Source organism: Streptomyces sp. P6-2-1, assembly GCF_050613165.1.
In the GTDB taxonomy this organism is placed as follows: domain Bacteria; phylum Actinomycetota; class Actinomycetes; order Streptomycetales; family Streptomycetaceae; genus Streptomyces.
This window is the reverse complement of record NZ_CP192513.1, coordinates 3,387,277-3,402,663: the sequence shown is the minus strand read 5'-3', so window position 1 is coordinate 3,402,663 and position 15,387 is coordinate 3,387,277. Positions and strand designations below refer to the sequence as shown.

At 72.3% G+C, this 15,387-nt stretch carries 15 protein-coding genes; 7 read left to right on the top strand and 8 right to left on the bottom strand.

All coding sequences use genetic code 11. From position 1 onward, the window contains the following. The first annotated feature begins 66 nt into the window (after positions 1-66). The 3 genes from ACQYWQ_RS14685 to ACQYWQ_RS14675 all read left to right on the top strand — a co-directional run bounded on the left by ACQYWQ_RS14685 (position 67) and on the right by ACQYWQ_RS14675 (position 4,216). The gene (locus ACQYWQ_RS14685; protein ID WP_431035059.1) at positions 67-1,029 is read left to right on the top strand and encodes an amidohydrolase family protein; all 963 of its coding nucleotides are present in this window, start codon (positions 67-69) and stop codon (positions 1,027-1,029) included. A 905-nt stretch (positions 1,030-1,934) separates the two neighbouring features. After that, entirely contained in the window at positions 1,935-2,705 is a 771-nt protein-coding gene (locus tag ACQYWQ_RS14680) for a response regulator transcription factor (RefSeq protein WP_431035058.1), read from the top strand. A 734-nt stretch (positions 2,706-3,439) separates the two neighbouring features. Then, positions 3,440-4,216: a TetR/AcrR family transcriptional regulator gene (locus ACQYWQ_RS14675; RefSeq protein WP_431035056.1), complete on the top strand. Its 777-nt coding sequence runs from the start codon at positions 3,440-3,442 to the stop codon at positions 4,214-4,216. Between the two features lie 143 nt (positions 4,217-4,359). On the opposite strand, the gene ACQYWQ_RS14670 is transcribed toward ACQYWQ_RS14675, so the two are convergent. The 5 genes from ACQYWQ_RS14670 to ACQYWQ_RS14650 all read right to left on the bottom strand — a co-directional run bounded on the left by ACQYWQ_RS14670 (position 4,360) and on the right by ACQYWQ_RS14650 (position 9,807). After that, a complete protein-coding gene (locus tag ACQYWQ_RS14670; RefSeq protein WP_164290744.1) occupies positions 4,360-4,830 on the bottom strand; it encodes a PPOX class F420-dependent oxidoreductase in 471 nt (156 codons plus the stop codon). A 216-nt stretch (positions 4,831-5,046) separates the two neighbouring features. Then, positions 5,047-5,556: a tetratricopeptide repeat protein gene (locus ACQYWQ_RS14665; protein ID WP_431035054.1), complete on the bottom strand. Its 510-nt coding sequence runs from the start codon at positions 5,554-5,556 to the stop codon at positions 5,047-5,049. Positions 5,557-5,761: 205 nt separating this feature from the next. Continuing rightward, complete coding sequence (locus ACQYWQ_RS14660) at positions 5,762-6,580, bottom strand: YceI family protein (RefSeq protein ID WP_431035053.1); 819 nt, start codon at positions 6,578-6,580, stop codon at positions 5,762-5,764. A 178-nt stretch (positions 6,581-6,758) separates the two neighbouring features. After that, positions 6,759-9,308, bottom strand: a complete 2,550-nt coding sequence (locus ACQYWQ_RS14655) for an MFS transporter (protein WP_431035052.1) — start codon at positions 9,306-9,308, stop codon at positions 6,759-6,761. Positions 9,309-9,321: 13 nt separating this feature from the next. After that, positions 9,322-9,807 (bottom strand): MarR family winged helix-turn-helix transcriptional regulator, encoded by a 486-nt coding sequence (locus tag ACQYWQ_RS14650; protein ID WP_431035051.1) that lies wholly within the window; start codon positions 9,805-9,807, stop codon positions 9,322-9,324. 422 nt (positions 9,808-10,229) lie between these two features. Between ACQYWQ_RS14650 and ACQYWQ_RS14645 the strand changes: the two genes are divergently transcribed. Beyond that, complete coding sequence (locus ACQYWQ_RS14645) at positions 10,230-10,433, top strand: hypothetical protein (protein ID WP_431035050.1); 204 nt, start codon at positions 10,230-10,232, stop codon at positions 10,431-10,433. A 108-nt stretch (positions 10,434-10,541) separates the two neighbouring features. Here ACQYWQ_RS14645 and ACQYWQ_RS14640 read toward each other — a convergent pair whose 3' ends face one another. The 3 genes from ACQYWQ_RS14640 to ACQYWQ_RS14630 all read right to left on the bottom strand — a co-directional run bounded on the left by ACQYWQ_RS14640 (position 10,542) and on the right by ACQYWQ_RS14630 (position 13,155). After that, entirely contained in the window at positions 10,542-11,633 is a 1,092-nt protein-coding gene (locus ACQYWQ_RS14640; protein ID WP_431039196.1) for an RNA polymerase sigma factor SigF, read from the bottom strand. 263 nt (positions 11,634-11,896) lie between these two features. Next, positions 11,897-12,730, bottom strand: a complete 834-nt coding sequence (locus tag ACQYWQ_RS14635) for an RNA polymerase sigma factor SigF (RefSeq protein ID WP_431035049.1) — start codon at positions 12,728-12,730, stop codon at positions 11,897-11,899. Between the two features lie 251 nt (positions 12,731-12,981). Continuing rightward, positions 12,982-13,155, bottom strand: coding sequence for a hypothetical protein (locus tag ACQYWQ_RS14630; RefSeq protein WP_203607508.1), 174 nt, complete (start codon positions 13,153-13,155; stop codon positions 12,982-12,984). A gap of 227 nt (positions 13,156-13,382) precedes the next feature. On the opposite strand from ACQYWQ_RS14630, the gene ACQYWQ_RS14625 reads away from it, so the two are divergent. The 3 genes from ACQYWQ_RS14625 (at position 13,383) to ACQYWQ_RS14615 (ending at position 15,382) form a co-directional block, all read left to right on the top strand. Beyond that, complete coding sequence (locus tag ACQYWQ_RS14625) at positions 13,383-13,610, top strand: hypothetical protein (RefSeq protein ID WP_431035048.1); 228 nt, start codon at positions 13,383-13,385, stop codon at positions 13,608-13,610. A 208-nt stretch (positions 13,611-13,818) separates the two neighbouring features. Further along, complete coding sequence (locus ACQYWQ_RS14620) at positions 13,819-14,412, top strand: RNA polymerase sigma factor (protein ID WP_431035046.1); 594 nt, start codon at positions 13,819-13,821, stop codon at positions 14,410-14,412. After that, positions 14,405-15,382 (top strand): CU044_5270 family protein, encoded by a 978-nt coding sequence (locus tag ACQYWQ_RS14615; protein ID WP_431035044.1) that lies wholly within the window; start codon positions 14,405-14,407, stop codon positions 15,380-15,382. Before ACQYWQ_RS14620 ends, ACQYWQ_RS14615 begins: the two co-directional genes overlap by 8 nt. Positions 15,383-15,387: the final 5 nt, after the last annotated feature.

Here is a 15,387-nt window from a genome sequence, read left to right as displayed (position 1 = left end):
GGCGCCGGTGTGCCATGTTCCCGGCACGGCTTGTTCCGGGCGCGTCGTGGCGGCAGGGTGGCCGGCATGGTGAGCGAGGAACTGGGCGAGGCACACGGGGAACGGTCGGCGCGGATCGCGGGGATCGAACCGGGCGGCGAGCGGGAGGCGACGGCGGTACGGGAGTTCGCGCGGCGGATCGGCGCGCGGCACGGGCTCGTCGACGTGCACACGCACTTCATGCCGGATCGGGTGCTGCGCAAGGTGTGGGCGTACTTCGACGCGGCCGGGCCGCTGGTCGGGCGGCCGTGGCCGATCACGTACCGCAGTGCCGAGGACGAACGCATCGCTGTGCTGCGGTCCTTCGGCGTGCGTGCCTTCACGTCGATGCTCTATCCGCACAAGCCGGGGATGGCCGCGTGGCTCAACGGGTGGGCCGCCGACTTCGCGGCGCGCGTGCCGGAGTGCCTGCGTACGGCGACGTTCTTCCCCGAGCCCGGCGTCGAGGCGTATGTGCGGGCCGCGCTGGAGGGTGGGGCGCGGGTCTTCAAGGCGCACGTGCAGGTGGGGGCGTACGACCCGACGGAGCCGGTGCTCGACCCGGCGTGGGGGCTGCTCGCCGAGGCCGGGGTGCCGGTCGTGGCGCACTGCGGCTCGGGGCCTGTGCCGGGGAAGTACACGGGTCCTGGACCGATGCGGGAGGTGCTCGCGAGGCACCCGCGGCTGAGGCTGGTCGTCGCGCACCTCGGCATGCCCGAGTACGGCGAGTTCCTCGACCTCGTCGCCGACTACCCGGAGGTGCGGCTCGACACGACGATGGCGTGGACGGGCTTCGCCGAGGAGTTCGCGCCGTTCCCGCGCGCGGAACTGCCCCGGCTCGCGGCGTACGGGGATCGGGTGCTGCTCGGCACGGACTTCCCCAACACCCCGTACCCGTACGCGCATCAGCTGGAGGTCATGGCGGACCTCGGCCTCGGCGATGAGTGGCTGCGGGCGGTCTGTCACGACAACGCGGCGAGGCTCTTCGGTCTGGAGCACAACGGTAGTTGAGAGATGGGGGTGCGATGCCCCGTTCGTTCCCACCTGTGGACAACTCGGGCCGAGGGGGAAATCCGCTCACTCTTGAGGGTGAGCCGTTGCGTGGGTTCGGCGGAGTTGTCCACAGATTTGGGCGGAGGGGGCGGGGTGGGGGGTGGGGTGGGGAAGACTTGGTGTTGGGGTCGCCCCCCAGGGCGGGTGGGGGCTGTCCGCCGGGCGAGCTGTGCGTGTGCGTCCAGGCCTTCGCTGAGAAGCGGGACGAGGCGGCCGCCCGCTGAACAGGCGCGTGAGCGAGGCCCGCTGACAGTACGGAGGCAGCCTCCCGCTGAGGCGGATCAGGTTCGGACCCGAGCCCATGCGGCTGGGGCTCGCGCCCGAGCCTGTGCGACTGGGGCTCGCTCCCACAACCGTGTGACTGGGGTCTGTCCCTGCCTCCGTGTGGTTGCGGTCTGCCTTCGCCCCCCCGTGTGGCTGGGGTCTGTTCCCGCCCGTGTGGCTGCGGTCTGCCTTGGCCCCCCCCGTGTGGCTGGGGTCTGTTCCCGCCCGTGTGGCTGCGGTCTGCCTTGGCCCCCCCCGTGTGGCTGGGGTCTGTTCCCGCCCGTGTGGCTGCGGTCTGCCTTGGCCCCCCCCGTGTGGCTGGGGTCTGTTCCCGCCCGTGTGGCTGCGGTCCGCCTTCGCCCCCCGTACGACTGGGGTCCGTCCCCTCCGTGTGGTTGCGGTCTGCCTCCGCCCCCCCCGTACGACTGGGGTCCGTTCCCCCCCGTGTGGTTGCGGTCCGCCTTCGCCCCCGTGTAGCCGGGCCCGCCCCCCCTTTTTGCCTCCCCCCACCCTCCCTTTGCCACCCCCGAACGGATTTCTCAGCGAAATCACAGATTCGCGCAAGGGGCCTCTCAGAGGGAGTGCACAGGATGGGCCGCATGACCACGATTCCGCCCCAGGGGCACACCGAAGCGAGCGTGGACGGGCGTCCCGTCCGGGTGCTCGTCGTGGACGACGAGACCAATCTGACCGAGCTGCTCTCGATGGCTCTGCGCTACGAGGGCTGGGAGATCCGGACGGCGACGGACGGCGCGGGCGCCGTGCGCGAGGTGCGCGGGTTCCGGCCCGATGCCGTCGTGCTCGACATGGTGCTGCCGGACATGGACGGCCTGAGCGTGCTGCACCTCATGCGCCGTGAACGGCCCGAGACGCCCGTGCTCTTCCTCACCGAGAAGGACGCGGCCGCCGACCGCGTCGCCGGGCTGACCGCCGGTGGCGACGAGTACGTGAGCAAGCCGTTCAGCCTGGAGGAGGTCGTGGCGCGGCTGCGCGGCCTCATCCGGCGCTCCGGCGCGGGGCGGCGGTCCACCTCCGTGCTCACGGTCGGCGATCTCGTACTCGACGAGGACAGCCACGAGGTGTCCAGGGGCGGTAAGGACATCCATCTCACCGCGACCGAGTTCGAGTTGCTCCGCTACCTCATGCGCAATCCGCGACGCGTGCTCAGCAAGGCGCAGATCCTCGACCGCGTGTGGAGTTACGACTTCGGTGGCCAGGCGAACGTCGTCGAGCTGTACATCTCGTACCTCCGCCGCAAGATCGACCGGGGCCGTGAGCCGATGATCCACACGCGGCGCGGCGCCGGATACCTCATCAAGCCCGCCGAACTCCCCGCCACCTCCCCCGCCCTCCCCGCCGGCCGCCGCTGAACCCGGCAGGTCACCGCGCGCCCGGCAGGCCACCGCGCGCCCGGCAGGTCACCGCGCGCCCGGGCACGTCACCGTGCCGGGCAGGTCACCGTGGGACACGTCACCGCGCGAGGCACGTCACCGCGCCTGGCACGCACCCCACGCGCACGTCACCCCGTCCGCCACGTGCACCACACGCCAACTGCCCACCGCACGTGTCCACACGCCCCGCACCCCGCACACGCCCCGCACCCCGCACGCCCCGCACACGCCGCGTACCTCGCCCCGCACACGCCCCCGCACGACACGCCGCCGCCCCCTCCGCCCTCCCCGAACGTCCCGCACCCGTCCACCACTTCACCCCGATCACATCACCCGACCACCGCACCCCCACCACTTCACCCGCAGGGATGAAAGCGCGCGCGGGCCGGTTTCGGGGCGTCCCGTGCCGTACAGGCTCCGTGCGACACCCGCTCACCCGCGGTTCACCGCCCGGCGTCCGTCCCGCCGTCGCCCGCGCCCCGTCCACCCCACCCCTCTCGTCCACATTCCCCGCCCCGCCGAACGAACCCCCTGCCGGGGGCCGTTCGGCCCGGTCCGTGCAGGTGGCGGGGGCGCGGTGGCAGACGCGGGCGGGGACAGGGCGCATCATGGGGTACGCGGTCCGCAGCGGTCCGCACACCCGTGCGGGGCGTGGGTGGGGCCGGCAGGAGCCGCTCCGGCGGCGGAGGTGAGGGCAGCGTGGTGAGGTGGGCATGGTGAAGGGGCGCGCGGTGGGTGCCGCACGGGCGAGCGTGTGGCTCACGGACGCCGCCGCCCGGACACGTACCCGCAGGAGCGAGCAGCCCTCCGGGCTCGACCGCGAGCGCATCACGGCGGCCACCGTGCGGCTTCTCGACCGCGAGGGGCTCGCGCGGTTCTCCATGCGGCGCCTCGCCGGGGAGCTGAAGGTCACGGCGATGTCCGTCTACTGGTACGTGGACACCAAGGAGGACCTGCTCGAACTCGCCCTCGACGCCGTGGTCGGCGAGCTGACCGGGGGACCCGAGGGCCTGGAGGGCGACTGGCGGCAGCGGCTGCGGGAACTCGCGCGCGCCTATCGCGCGATGATGGTCCGCCACCCCTGGGTGGCCCCGCTCATGGGCAGCTACCTCAACATTGGCCCGTGCTCGCAGGCGTTCTCGCGGCGGATGCGCGCCGTGCTGCACGACTCGGGCCTCAGCCCCAGGCAGCAACTCGGCGCGCTCTCCGCCGTCTTCCGCTTCGTCTACGGATTCGGCGCGATCGAGGGCAACGTGATCCGCCGCTGCCGCGCGGCGGGCCACACGCAGGACGAGTACTACCGCGAGGCGATGAGTTCGCTCGCGCGCCGCCCCGAGTTCGTCGAGTCCTTCGGTGACACCGAGGAGCTGTTCGGCCCCGAGGGCATGGGCGGCGGCGTCGCCGAGATGCGCGAGCGCGATTTCGCCTTCGCCCTCGACCTCCTCGTCACCGGCATCGAGGCGATGGCACGGGAGACGGCCGCCACCTGAGCGCAGGAGACGGCCGCCACCCGAGTACGGGAGACGGCCGTCGCCGGTGCGGAGGAAGGACCGCCGTCGTTCCAGCCCCGGCGGCCGCCACCCGGGGTGACGGGAGCCCCCCGTGGAAAGCCGCTCCCGTCACCCCGCACGGCTCAGTCCTCCTCGACGAGCCTTGCCGGGAAGCCGCCCGTGGCGACCGGGCCCCAGCGGGTCGGCGTGACGCGGATGATCGACTTGCCCTGCTTGATCATCGCCGCCCGGTACTCGTCCCAGTCCGGGTGCTCGCCGGAGATGTTGCGGAAGTACTCGACGAGCGGCTCGACGGAGTCCGGGGCGTCGATGACCTCGGCGGTGCCGTCGACCTGGACCCAGGGGCCGCCGAAGTCGTCGCTCAGCACGAGGACGCTGACGCGCGGGTCGCGGCGGGCGTTACGAGTCTTCGCGCGCTCCGGGTAGGTCGAGACGACGATGCGCCCCGAGTCGTCGACGCCGCACGTCAGCGGCGAGCCCTGGGGGGAGCCGTCGGCGCGGCGGGTGAGGAGGATCGCGTGGTGCCTGGGCCGTACGAAGTCGAGCAGTCCGGCCAGGTCCACGGTGGTGTTGGTCGCGACGGAAGGTGCCATGCCGGGGAGCCTACGCCCGCCACCCGGACCTCCGCCGGGACCTCCGCCGGGACCTCCGCCGGGACCTCCGCCGGGACGTCCGGCCGGACTCCCGCTCGAACCTCCGCCCGGCCTCGGCCCGGACGCCACCGGGACCGCCCCCGACTTCCGCCGGGACCTCCGTCCGTTCCGGCCGTCCGCTCCGGCCGCCCGTTCCGGCCGTCCGGCTCCGCCCCCTCACTCCCCGCGTGCCGTTCCCCCCAGCATCCGCGCGTAGTTCGCCATCGAGCGCTGATAGCGGGGCAGGTGCGGGGCGAGCGCGGCGACGGCCTCGGCGACGCCCTCGCGTGCGCGGCCCGCGTCGGCGAGCGCGAGGGCGAGAACGGCCGTGAGCGCGTCGCTCAAGTGGTCGTCGCCGTGGGCGCGTTCGGCGGTCAGCAGGCGGATGGACTCCTCCGGGTGGCCGAGCGCCCGCTGCGAGCTGGCGAGCTGGATGACCGCGCGGCGCCGCCGCTCGCCCGGCAACTCGCCGCGCAGCGCCTCGCGGTAGAGCGGTACCGCCTCGGAGGTGCGGCCGAACGAGTCGCGGGCCGCCGCGCGCTCGAAGAGCGCGACGGGGTGCTCCGCGCCGAGTTCGGCGGCGAGCGCGTCGGTGCGGGCGATGAAGTCCTCGGGGCCGAGCGAGTCGATGCGGGACCACAGCGCGGCGCTGCGGTCCTCCCAGCCCTGGGCTGTGGTGGCGGTCATGGAGGTGCGTCCTTCCGGAGAGGCGGTACGGGTACGGGGCGCCCGGCCGCGTACCGGCGGTCGCGGACCCGGCCGCGTACCGGCGGTCGCGGACCGGGCCGCGTACCGGCGCGGCCGTCACCGTACCGGGGTGGTCCGCCACCGCGCGCGTGAAAAAAGCGCGCCCCCGCCACTGCGGAAGCGCGCCCTTTCCGGCGGAAAGCCGTCACATCCGGGGCAGTTCAGCCCCCTGGACCGCCTGGATGTCCAGCTCGACCCGCAGCGTCGTGCCGATCGCGGCGATGCCCGCCTGGACGACCTGGTTGTAGTTCATCCTGAAGTCCTCGCGGTGCAGCTCCGTCGTCGCGCGGAAGGCCGCGCGGGTGCCGCCCCAGGGGTCCGCGCCGGTGCCGAGGTAGCTGAGGTCGAGGGCGACGGGGCGGGCCACGCCGCGCATCGTCAGCTCGCCCTCGACGGTCCAGCGGTCCTGCCCGGCGGGGACGACGGCGGTGGAGCGGTAGGTCAGCTCCGGGTACGTCTCGACGTCGAGGAAGTCGGCGGAGCGCAGGTGCCCGTCGCGCGTCTCGTTGCCCGTGTCGATCGACGCTGCCTCGATCGTCGCGCTGACCTGTGAGCGTGCGACGTCGTCGGAGATGTCGATCCGGCCGCCGAAGCGGGTGAAGCGCCCGCGCACGCTGGAGATGCCGAGGTGCTGGGCGACCGCGGCGACCGAGGAGTGCACCGGGTCGATCGACCAGGGGCCCGGTGGTGGCAGTTCGGTGCCACCCTGCCGGGCGAGGACGACAGTCCCTGCCTCGGCGCGGCCCGAGACGGTGACGAGGGCGGTCGAGGCGGCCGGGGCGTAGCCCACGGCCGTGACGATCACCGTGTACGGTCCCGGCTTGAGGTCGGTGGCGTCCTGGACGTCGCCGTCGGTGTCGGCCTGTGCGCGCAGGACCTGCGTGCCGGTCATATCGGTCATCGTGACGACCGCGTGCGGTACCGCCCACCCGTCACGGGTGCGGATACGAGCGCTGAGTCCCATCCGGTTTCCTTCTCCTTGCCCCCCGGGAGCACGCCCCCGGCGTCCGTGCGACGAAATGCGGGCCCCGGTGCGCGGAGGTGGCCGGCCGTCCCCTGCCGGCCGCCGCACACCGGGGCCCTTCCCGCGAAGGTCCCGCGCACGCCTCCGCTCCGGGCGTGCGCGGGACCACCGGGGTTCTCTACTCGCCCGGGTGGGCGAGCTCGATGTCGTGGCCCTCGGCCCCGGCACCGTTGACTGTCAGGCCGGTGGCCACCGGCGGGTAACCGGTCGCGATGACCGTGTACTCGCCGCTGTCCAGGTCGGCGAAGCCGTAGGCCCCGTCGTCCCCGGTCGTGGTGGTCCCGACCACGTTGCCCGCCGCGTCCACGAGCGTGACGCGTGCGTCGCGCAGAGGTCCGCCCGCGGCGCGGACGACGCCCTGCACCTGGGCACCCGACTGGAGCGCGACCTCGATCCGAGTGATCCCGGTGGCGGCGACCTCGACGGGGAGGGCCGCCGGGCGGTGGCCGCTCGCGTTGACCGCGACCGTCACCTGTCCGGGGACCAGCTCGCCGAAGGAGAACTCGCCCTGCGCGGCCGTCTTGCCCGTGGCGAGGACGTCCCCGCGCACGTCGGTCACGATGACCATCGCGTCCGGCACCGGCTCACCGGCGTCGGCGCTGCGGACGACACCGGCGAGGCCGCTCGTCCCGCTCAGCACGATGTCGTACGTCACCGGCTCCTCGCCGACGACGATCGTCGTGGCCTGCGGCTGGAAGCCGTCGGCCGAGGCGATCAGGACGTACGAGCCCGCGCCGGGCGCCTCGGTGGCGTAGGCGCCGTCCGGGCTGGCCACGGAGCGGCCGAGCTGGCTGCCGCCGAGCGAGATGAGCGTGACGCTCGCCTGCGCCAGCGGGGCGTTCTCCGCGCCGCGCACGTAACCGCTGACCGGGATGCCCCCGGTCGGCGCGGAGTCCTCGGGCTCCGCGGCCGTCGCCTGGGCGACGGGGGCGGTGGCGAGGGCCGTCGCCGTGCCGGTGCCCTCCGTGGCGAGCGGCGGCGTCTCGCTGACGGCGGTGGCGGCCTGCGGGGCCGGGACCTGGGCGGCGGCCTGGGCGGGCGCCTCCGAGGTGACCGCGCCCGCGGTGGCCGGCTCCTGGCTCATCGAGGTGCGCAGCGGCACCTCCTTGATGAACCACGTGACGATGAACGCGATCAGCGCGCACGGGGCGGCGAAGAGGAACACGTCGGCGACACCGGAGCCGTAGGCGCTCTCGACGACCGTCTTGAACGGTTCCGGGATGAGCTTCACGTCGGGGATGCCCCCGCCGTTGCCCAGCGCGCCTCCGGCGGCCTTGGCCGCCTTCGGGCCGAGCGCGGCGATGCCGTCCTTGATGTTGTCGCTGACCCGGTTGCCGAGCACCGCGCCGAGCGCCGAGACACCGACCGCACCACCGAGGGAGCGGAAGAAGGTGACGACGGAGCTGGCGGAGCCGAGGTCCTGCGGCTTGACCTGGTTCTGCGTGCAGAGCACGAGGTTCTGCATCATCATGCCGATGCCGAGGCCCATGAGCGCCATGAAGATCGCGATGTGCCAGTACGCGGTGTCGTACTCGATCGTGCCGAGCAGGCCGAGGCCCGCCGTCACGAGCGCGCCACCGGAGACCAGCCACGCCTTCCAGCGCCCGGTCTTGGTGATGATCTGCCCGGAGACCGTCGAGGAGATGAAGAGGCCCGCGATCATCGGGATGGTGAGAACACCCGACATCGTCGGCGACTTGCCGCGCGCCAGCTGGAAGTACTGGCTGAAGAAGACGGTGCCGGCGAACATCGCGATACCGACGAAGAGCGAGGCGAGCGAGGCGAGCGTGATCGTCCGGTTGCGGAAGAGCCGCAGCGGGACGATCGGCTCGGCCGCCTTCGACTCGACGAAGACGAAGACGAGCGCGAGGACGACGGCGCCCGCGAGCATCGCGCCGGTCTGCCACGACAGCCAGTCGTACTTGTCACCGGCGAAGGTGACCCAGAGCAGGAGCAGCGAGACCGCCGCCGAGATGAAGAAGGCGCCGGCCCAGTCGACCTTGACCTTCCGCTTCACGACGGGCAGGTGCAGCGTCTTCTGGAGCACGACGAGCGCGATGATCGCGAACGGCACTCCGACGTAGAAGCACCAGCGCCAGCCGAGCCAGGAGGTGTCGGTGATGACACCGCCGAGCAGCGGGCCGCCGACGGTGGCCACGGCGAAGGTCGCGCCGATGTAGCCGGAGTACTTGCCGCGCTCGCGCGGCGGGATCATGGCCGCCATGACGATCTGGGCCAGGGCGGAGAGACCGCCCACGCCTATGCCCTGGAAGACGCGGCAGATGATCAGCATGCCGGCGCTCTGCGAGAGCCCGGCGGCGGCGGAGGCCAGCACATAGATGACCAGGGCGACCTGGACCAGCAGCTTCTTGCTGAACAGGTCGGAGAGCTTGCCCCACAGCGGCGTCGTCGCGGTCATCGCGAGGAGCGAGGCCGTGACCACCCAGGTGTAGGCGCTCTGGCCGCCACCGAGGTCGCCGATGATCTCCGGCAGCGCGTTGGAGACGATCGTGGACGACAGGATCGCCACGAACATGCCGAGCAGCAGCCCGGAGAGCGCCTCCATGATCTGCCGGTGGCTCATCTGCACCTGGCCGTTTTCGCCAGGTGCCGAGGACCCATGCTTGGCATGGCTGCCCCGCACACCGGATGGTGTGGTCGTTGCCATGAACTTCCTTCTTCTACGAGGGTGAACCGGTGGTCTGTTCGATGGAGTCCGGGAGCTTGGACCAGGCGGTCCGGCAGTCCCCGAAGCTGTCGCGCAAGCGCCCGAGCAGCGAATTGAGCTGGTCGACGTCCTCGTCGGACCAGTCCTCCAGGTAGTACGAGAGCGCCGTGACGTGGCGCTCGGCGAGCTGAGCCAGCAGGTCCGTGCCCTCGGGCGTGAGCCGCAGGATGCGGGACCGCTTGTCGTGCGGGTCCGCGACGCGTTCCACCCACCCCCGATCGGCCACGTGTGCCACGTGCCGGCTGGTCACGGACATGTCCACCGCGAGCAGCTCTGCCAGTCTGCTCATCCGCATCTCTCCGTACCTGCTCAGCAGGTGGAGGACGGCGGCGGAACCACCGGGGCAGTCAGGGGGGAGGATGCGGCCGAGGCTGCGTTTCACGACGCCGAAGGCACTGAGCTGACGGGCCAGCTCCTCGTATCGAGGCTGCTTGGCCATCTCGATCTCCCGTTTTGTTGCTTAAGGCAAACATAAAACCGATGGTTGCCCCAGGCAAACGAAATCGGACCAAGCGAGTCAAAGGTTCGGCAAAGGGTCCGCAAAGGTCACGTGTGAGCTACGGGGAGTGGTCACTGCGCATGGTGGGTCTCACGGGGTCTCGCGCGGCCTCGCGGGGTCTCGCGCCCCCTCGCGAGGGAGGTTCGTCCCCGGTTCCGTGCCGGGCCCCGCCTCTCGCGCGCCGGAGGGGCGGTACGTGGGGCGGTACGTGGGGCGGCAGGGCGGGGCGCGGACCGGGGGGAGGGGGTGCCGGGCGGCTCGCCGGGCTGACTGCCTGTCACCGAACTCAAAACCCGGGCGAAACGGGCTTGTTCGGGGGGAGGGTTGGGGGGAGGGGGCGGGATTCGCTAGGGTCCCGCCCTATGGCACACAACCAGGGCCCCGAGCAGACCCCCGACCCGGCCGGCAACACGCAGATGTTCCGCGCCTTCGTGGACGAGGAGGCGCCGCGCCAGGGCGGCGTTCAGCAGCCCGCGACGTCGTCCGGACCGCGCGTCGGCGTGATCGTCGGCGTCGTCGTGGCGATCGTCGTCATCGCCGCGGTGGTGTGGCTGGCCGTCGGCTGACCAGCGCTTCTTCTTGCTGTACGCGTCCGGGGCGGGCCTCCTTCGAGGAGGCCCGCCCCGGATATCGCGCATGTGCGGCCACGTGCGGCCATGTGCGGCCGCCTGTGGTCAGTCCGCGATCAGCCCTTCCCGCAGCTGCGCCAGCGTCCGCGTGAGCAGCCGCGACACGTGCATCTGCGAGATCCCGACCTCCTCGCCGATCTGCGACTGGGTCATGTTCGCGAAGAAGCGGAGCATGATGATCCGCCGTTCGCGGGGCGGGAGCTTCGCGAGCAGGGGCTTGAGCGACTCGCGGTACTCGACACCCTCAAGGGCGGTGTCCTCGTAGCCGAGGCGGTCCGCCAGCGAGCCCTCGCCGCCGTCGTCCTCGGGCGCGGGGGAGTCGAGCGAGGAGGCGGTGTAGGCGTTGCCGACGGCGAGACCGTCGACGACGTCGTCCTCGGAGACGCCGAGCGCCTTCGCCAGCTCGGGCACGGTCGGCGAGCGGTCGAGCTTCTGTGCCAGTTCGTCGCTCGTCTTGGTGAGCGCGAGGCGCAGCTCCTGGAGCCGCCTCGGCACCCGTACCGACCACGAGGTGTCGCGGAAGAACCGCTTGATCTCGCCGACGACGGTCGGCATCGCGAAGGTCGGGAACTCGACCCCGCGCTCGCAGTCGAAGCGGTCGATCGCCTTGATCAGGCCGATCGTGCCGACCTGGACGATGTCCTCCATCGGCTCGTTGCGGCTGCGGAAGCGGGCCGCCGCGTACCGCACGAGCGGGAGGTTCAGCTCGATGAGGGTGTCGCGGACGTAGGCGCGCTCGGGGCTGTCCTGGGCGAGGGTCGCCAGGCGCAGGAAGAGGGCGCGCGAGAGGGTGCGGGTGTCGAGGCTCCCGGAACCCGCGGGGGCGGCGGCGCCCGTCTCCGGCGCCGCTGCCGAGGAGTCGGCGGACGGGGCGTCGACCGGCGGGATGCCCGCCGGTGGCGCGTCGATCAACGGGACGTCAGCCGCGAGGAGCGGCAGGGCGTCTGACGGGATGTCGGGCGCGCGCTCGGCGAGGCGGTCCGTGACGGCCTCGGTACGGGGCTGCGGGAGCGCCGTATCGAGTGTGCTGCGGCCCGCGAAGGGCCTGGCGGGAGGCGTGGCGGCCACCCGGTCGAGCCCGTCGGGGGTGCCCTTGCTGAGCGTGAGCACCTTCGAGCTGCCCTGTTCTGCGGACATGGCGGACATGGAGGACATGCCACCCCCTTGAGGTCGCGGACGGTCGCGGCGGGCGCTCCCGTCTGAGGAACGCAGCCTTCCCCCTGAATACCGGAGGCCGGGCTGCGGCAAACGCCGTTCCAGCAGAATGTCACATGTCGGCAACACGCTGTAGCGGTATGTCGACAAACGGCAGCCGGGCAGACCCGGGAAAAGGGGCTTCGGGGGCTATTTCAGGCGGGTCACGGCCTGGTGGGAAGGAAAAGCGAAAGTACCCGTTCCGGTTAGGCGTCGATCCTGTTTGCGGATCTGAGACGCGCGAAGCTGCGCGCGAGCAAACGTGACACGTGCATTTGCGAGACGCCGAGTTCGGCGCTGATCTGGCTCTGCGTCAGGTTGTTGTAGTAGCGCAGCAGGAGGATGCGCTGCTCGCGCTCGGGGAGCTGGACGAGCAGGTGGCGTACGAGGTCGCGGTGTTCGACGCCGTCGAGCGCGGGGTCCTCGTACCCGAGCCTGTCGAGCAGCCCGGGGAGCCCGTCGCCCTCCTGCGCGGCCTCCAGCGAGGTCGCGTGGTACGAGCGGCCCGCCTCGATGCAGGCGAGGACCTCGTCCTCGCCGATGCGCAGCCGCTCGGCGATCTCGGCGGTGGTGGGGGAGCGCCCGTGGGCGGTCGTGAGGTCCTCGGCCGCGCTGTTGACCTGGACCCACAACTCGTGGAGTCTGCGCGGTACGTGGACGGTGCGGACGTTGTCGCGGAAGTACCGCTTGATCTCGCCGACCACGGTGGGCATCGCGAAGGTCGGGAACTGCACGCCCCGGTCGGGGTCGAAGCGGTCGATCGCGTTGATCAGGCCGATCGTGCCGACCTGGACGACGTCCTCCATCGGCTCGTTGCGGCTGCGGAAACGTGCCGCCGCGTACCGCACGAGGGGCAGGTTCGCCTCGATGAGCGCGGCCCGCACCCGCCCGTGCTCGGGGCTCCCCGGGGTGAGGTTCTTGAGCCGGGCGAAGAGCACCTGGGTCAGGGCCCGGGTATCGGCCCCCCGGCTCCGGGGTGCCGTCGGCGCCGTGGGCGGCGGTGTCACGGGCGTCGTACTGGCCGGCACGGTCATCGCCATCCCTTTTCCGCCTCGGTCTGTCCCTGACCCGACCTGTTCACTCTTCCGTCAAAAGCGGTCATAGCATCACAAGACATGCGCATCGTGCGCAAGCACCGGTGAAGGTCGTGTTGGGGGCGCGCGAAGGCGGCGCGAGGGCGGTGCGAGGGGGCGCGTGCGGTGGTACGGGCTTCGCGCGGCGGCCTGGAGGCGAGGCGTGGGACGGGGGTGGTACGTGGGCGTCACGCGGTGGCGTCACGCGGTGGCGGGGCTCACTTGCCCCCGTTGGCCACCCATGTCATGAAGTCGCCGACGGCGCTCGCGCCGTCCGAGACGCCCTCGAAGCCCATCTGGACGTAGTCGGCGGCCTTGGCGGGATCGGTGATGATCACGTACAGCACGAAGACGATCACTGCGAACAGTGCGATCTTCTTGGCCTGCGGCACCCCGGTCCCCTCCCCTGCGCATGACGTCCTGTCATCCCGCCCGTGACGTGCTGACCGTGCGAGGTCATCGCGTGCGTGGCGTCCCGACGTCCAATCGTACGGTCGTACGGTACGCGCGGGGAGTCTAGCCTGTCGCCCTCTCGCCGCCCGGGGGCCTCGCGGCCCCGGATCGCAGGTCGTGGGGAGCCGGGTTACGTTGGTCGGAGTCCGTCGAAGGGGTTTTTGCCATGCGTGACTCGCAGCAGGAGAAGAACCTGGAGAAGGCCATCGAGGCGGCCCGTGACGAGCTGCACTTCATGCGGCGGCGCGAGCAGGAGAAGGCGAACACGCGGGACCACGGCCACGACTACAAGGCGATGGAAGAGGCCCGCGACAAGTTCGACGACTACGCGGTGCGCGTGCGTGAGGACCACGAGAAGGAACGCGGGACGAACCGCCACGGCGCGCGCGACTGACCGCGCGACCGGCCGCGGGCGACTGAACCGCGGGCGACTGAACCGCGGGCGGCCGACCGCGCGCGCCTGACCGAGGGCGCCTGATCGCGGGCGCCTGCCGAGGGCGGGGAGCGGCGGCACGGTCGCCGCGGGACCGGCGTACCGGAAAACCTCCCGCCGCCCCTGTAAGAACACTCCCTCTCCCGACATCTACCGGGGTGGAGGGGATGTGGACAGAACCGATGGCAGTCAGGACGAGCGGCGCTTCACCGAGCTGTACCGGCGCCACTGCGTCGCGGTCGAGGCGTACGTGCGGCGGCGGGCCAGGGCCGAGGACGTCGACGACGTCGTCTCGGAGGTGTTCCTGACCGCGTGGCGGCGGTTCGGTGAGCTGCCCGGCGCGTACGAACTCCCGTGGCTGTACGGCGTCGCGCGGCGCACACTCGCCAACTCCCGGCGAGCCGCCGAGCGCCGCGGCGCGCTCATCGGGCTGCTCGCCGAGCGGTACGCGCGCCACGAGAGCTACGAGGACGAGGCGGCCGATCCCGCCGACCTCCTCGGCCTGCGCCTGCCGCTCGTGCGGGCCTTCGACGCGCTCGCCGAGCCCGACAGGGAGGTCCTGCGGCTCACGCTGTGGGAGGAGCTGCCCGCGCGCGATGCCGCGCGGGTGCTCGGCTGCTCCACGGCGACGTTCCACGTACGGCTGCACCGCGCCCGCAAGCGGTTGCGCGGCGCGGTGGAACGCGCATGCGGGGAGCCGCGCGCGGCCGTACTCCCCTCCGAGAAGGTGCTGGTGGGACATCGAGGGGGACGTCATGGGTGAACTGGAAGCCGGACTGCGGGACTTGGACCCCGCGCGAGGGACGGTACCGGACGCGCGCAGGCGCGAGGAGCGTCTCGACCGTGTGCTCGCCGCGCCGAGGCCGGCGCCGCTCACCGTACGGGGACGCAGGCCCGTGCTGGGCTGGGGGCTCGCCGCCGGGGTCGTCGTCGCGGTGACCGCGACGGTGCTCGCGCTGCAACTGACCCGTACCGCGGCGCAGCCCGCGACAGCCGTGACCCCGCCGCCGCTCGGGCTGCGCGCGGCGGCGCCCGCGGCCCCCGTCCTGACGGCGCTCGCCGACAAGGTCGGGAAGCTGCCCGAGCCCGCCAGGGCGGCGGGCCCCGAGCGGTTCGTGCGCGACTCGTGGTCGCTCAGCACCCGCGTCGACGGTGTCCAGGTCACCTCCGCCGTGATCCCCGAGCACCGCGTGACGGTCAAGCAGCCCGACGGGAGCACGAGGTGGACGGTACGGACCCTGAAGCCCCGGTTCGGGAGCGAGGCGGAGCGTGCGCGGTGGGAGAAGTCGGGCTCGGTGGGCGCGGAGGCGGAGACGTACACCGGCGCGGGCGGCCCCTCGTACCGGGTGCCGCGTGCGGTGCCCACGAGCACGGCCGGGATGCGTGACTACATCCTCCCAGGGAAGGCCGGTCGCTCCACGGCCCAGTTCTACGAGTCGCTGACGGACCTCGCCACCGACCACCACTTCACCCCCGCCCAGCGCGCGGCGGTCCTGCGCGTGCTCGCGGAGTCCAAGGGCGTCGAGTACCGGGGCGAGGTCAAGGACCGCGCGGGGCGTACGGGACTCGCCTTCTCGCACACGTCGCGCGCGTTCGGCCTCAGGGAGACGCGGACGTTCGTCTTCGACCCGGCGGACGGACGGCTGCTCTCGGCCGATGAACTGCTCCTCGAAGCGGGCAGGCTGAACGTCAGGACGCCGGCGATCGTGCAGTACACGACGTACCTGGAGTGACCTCG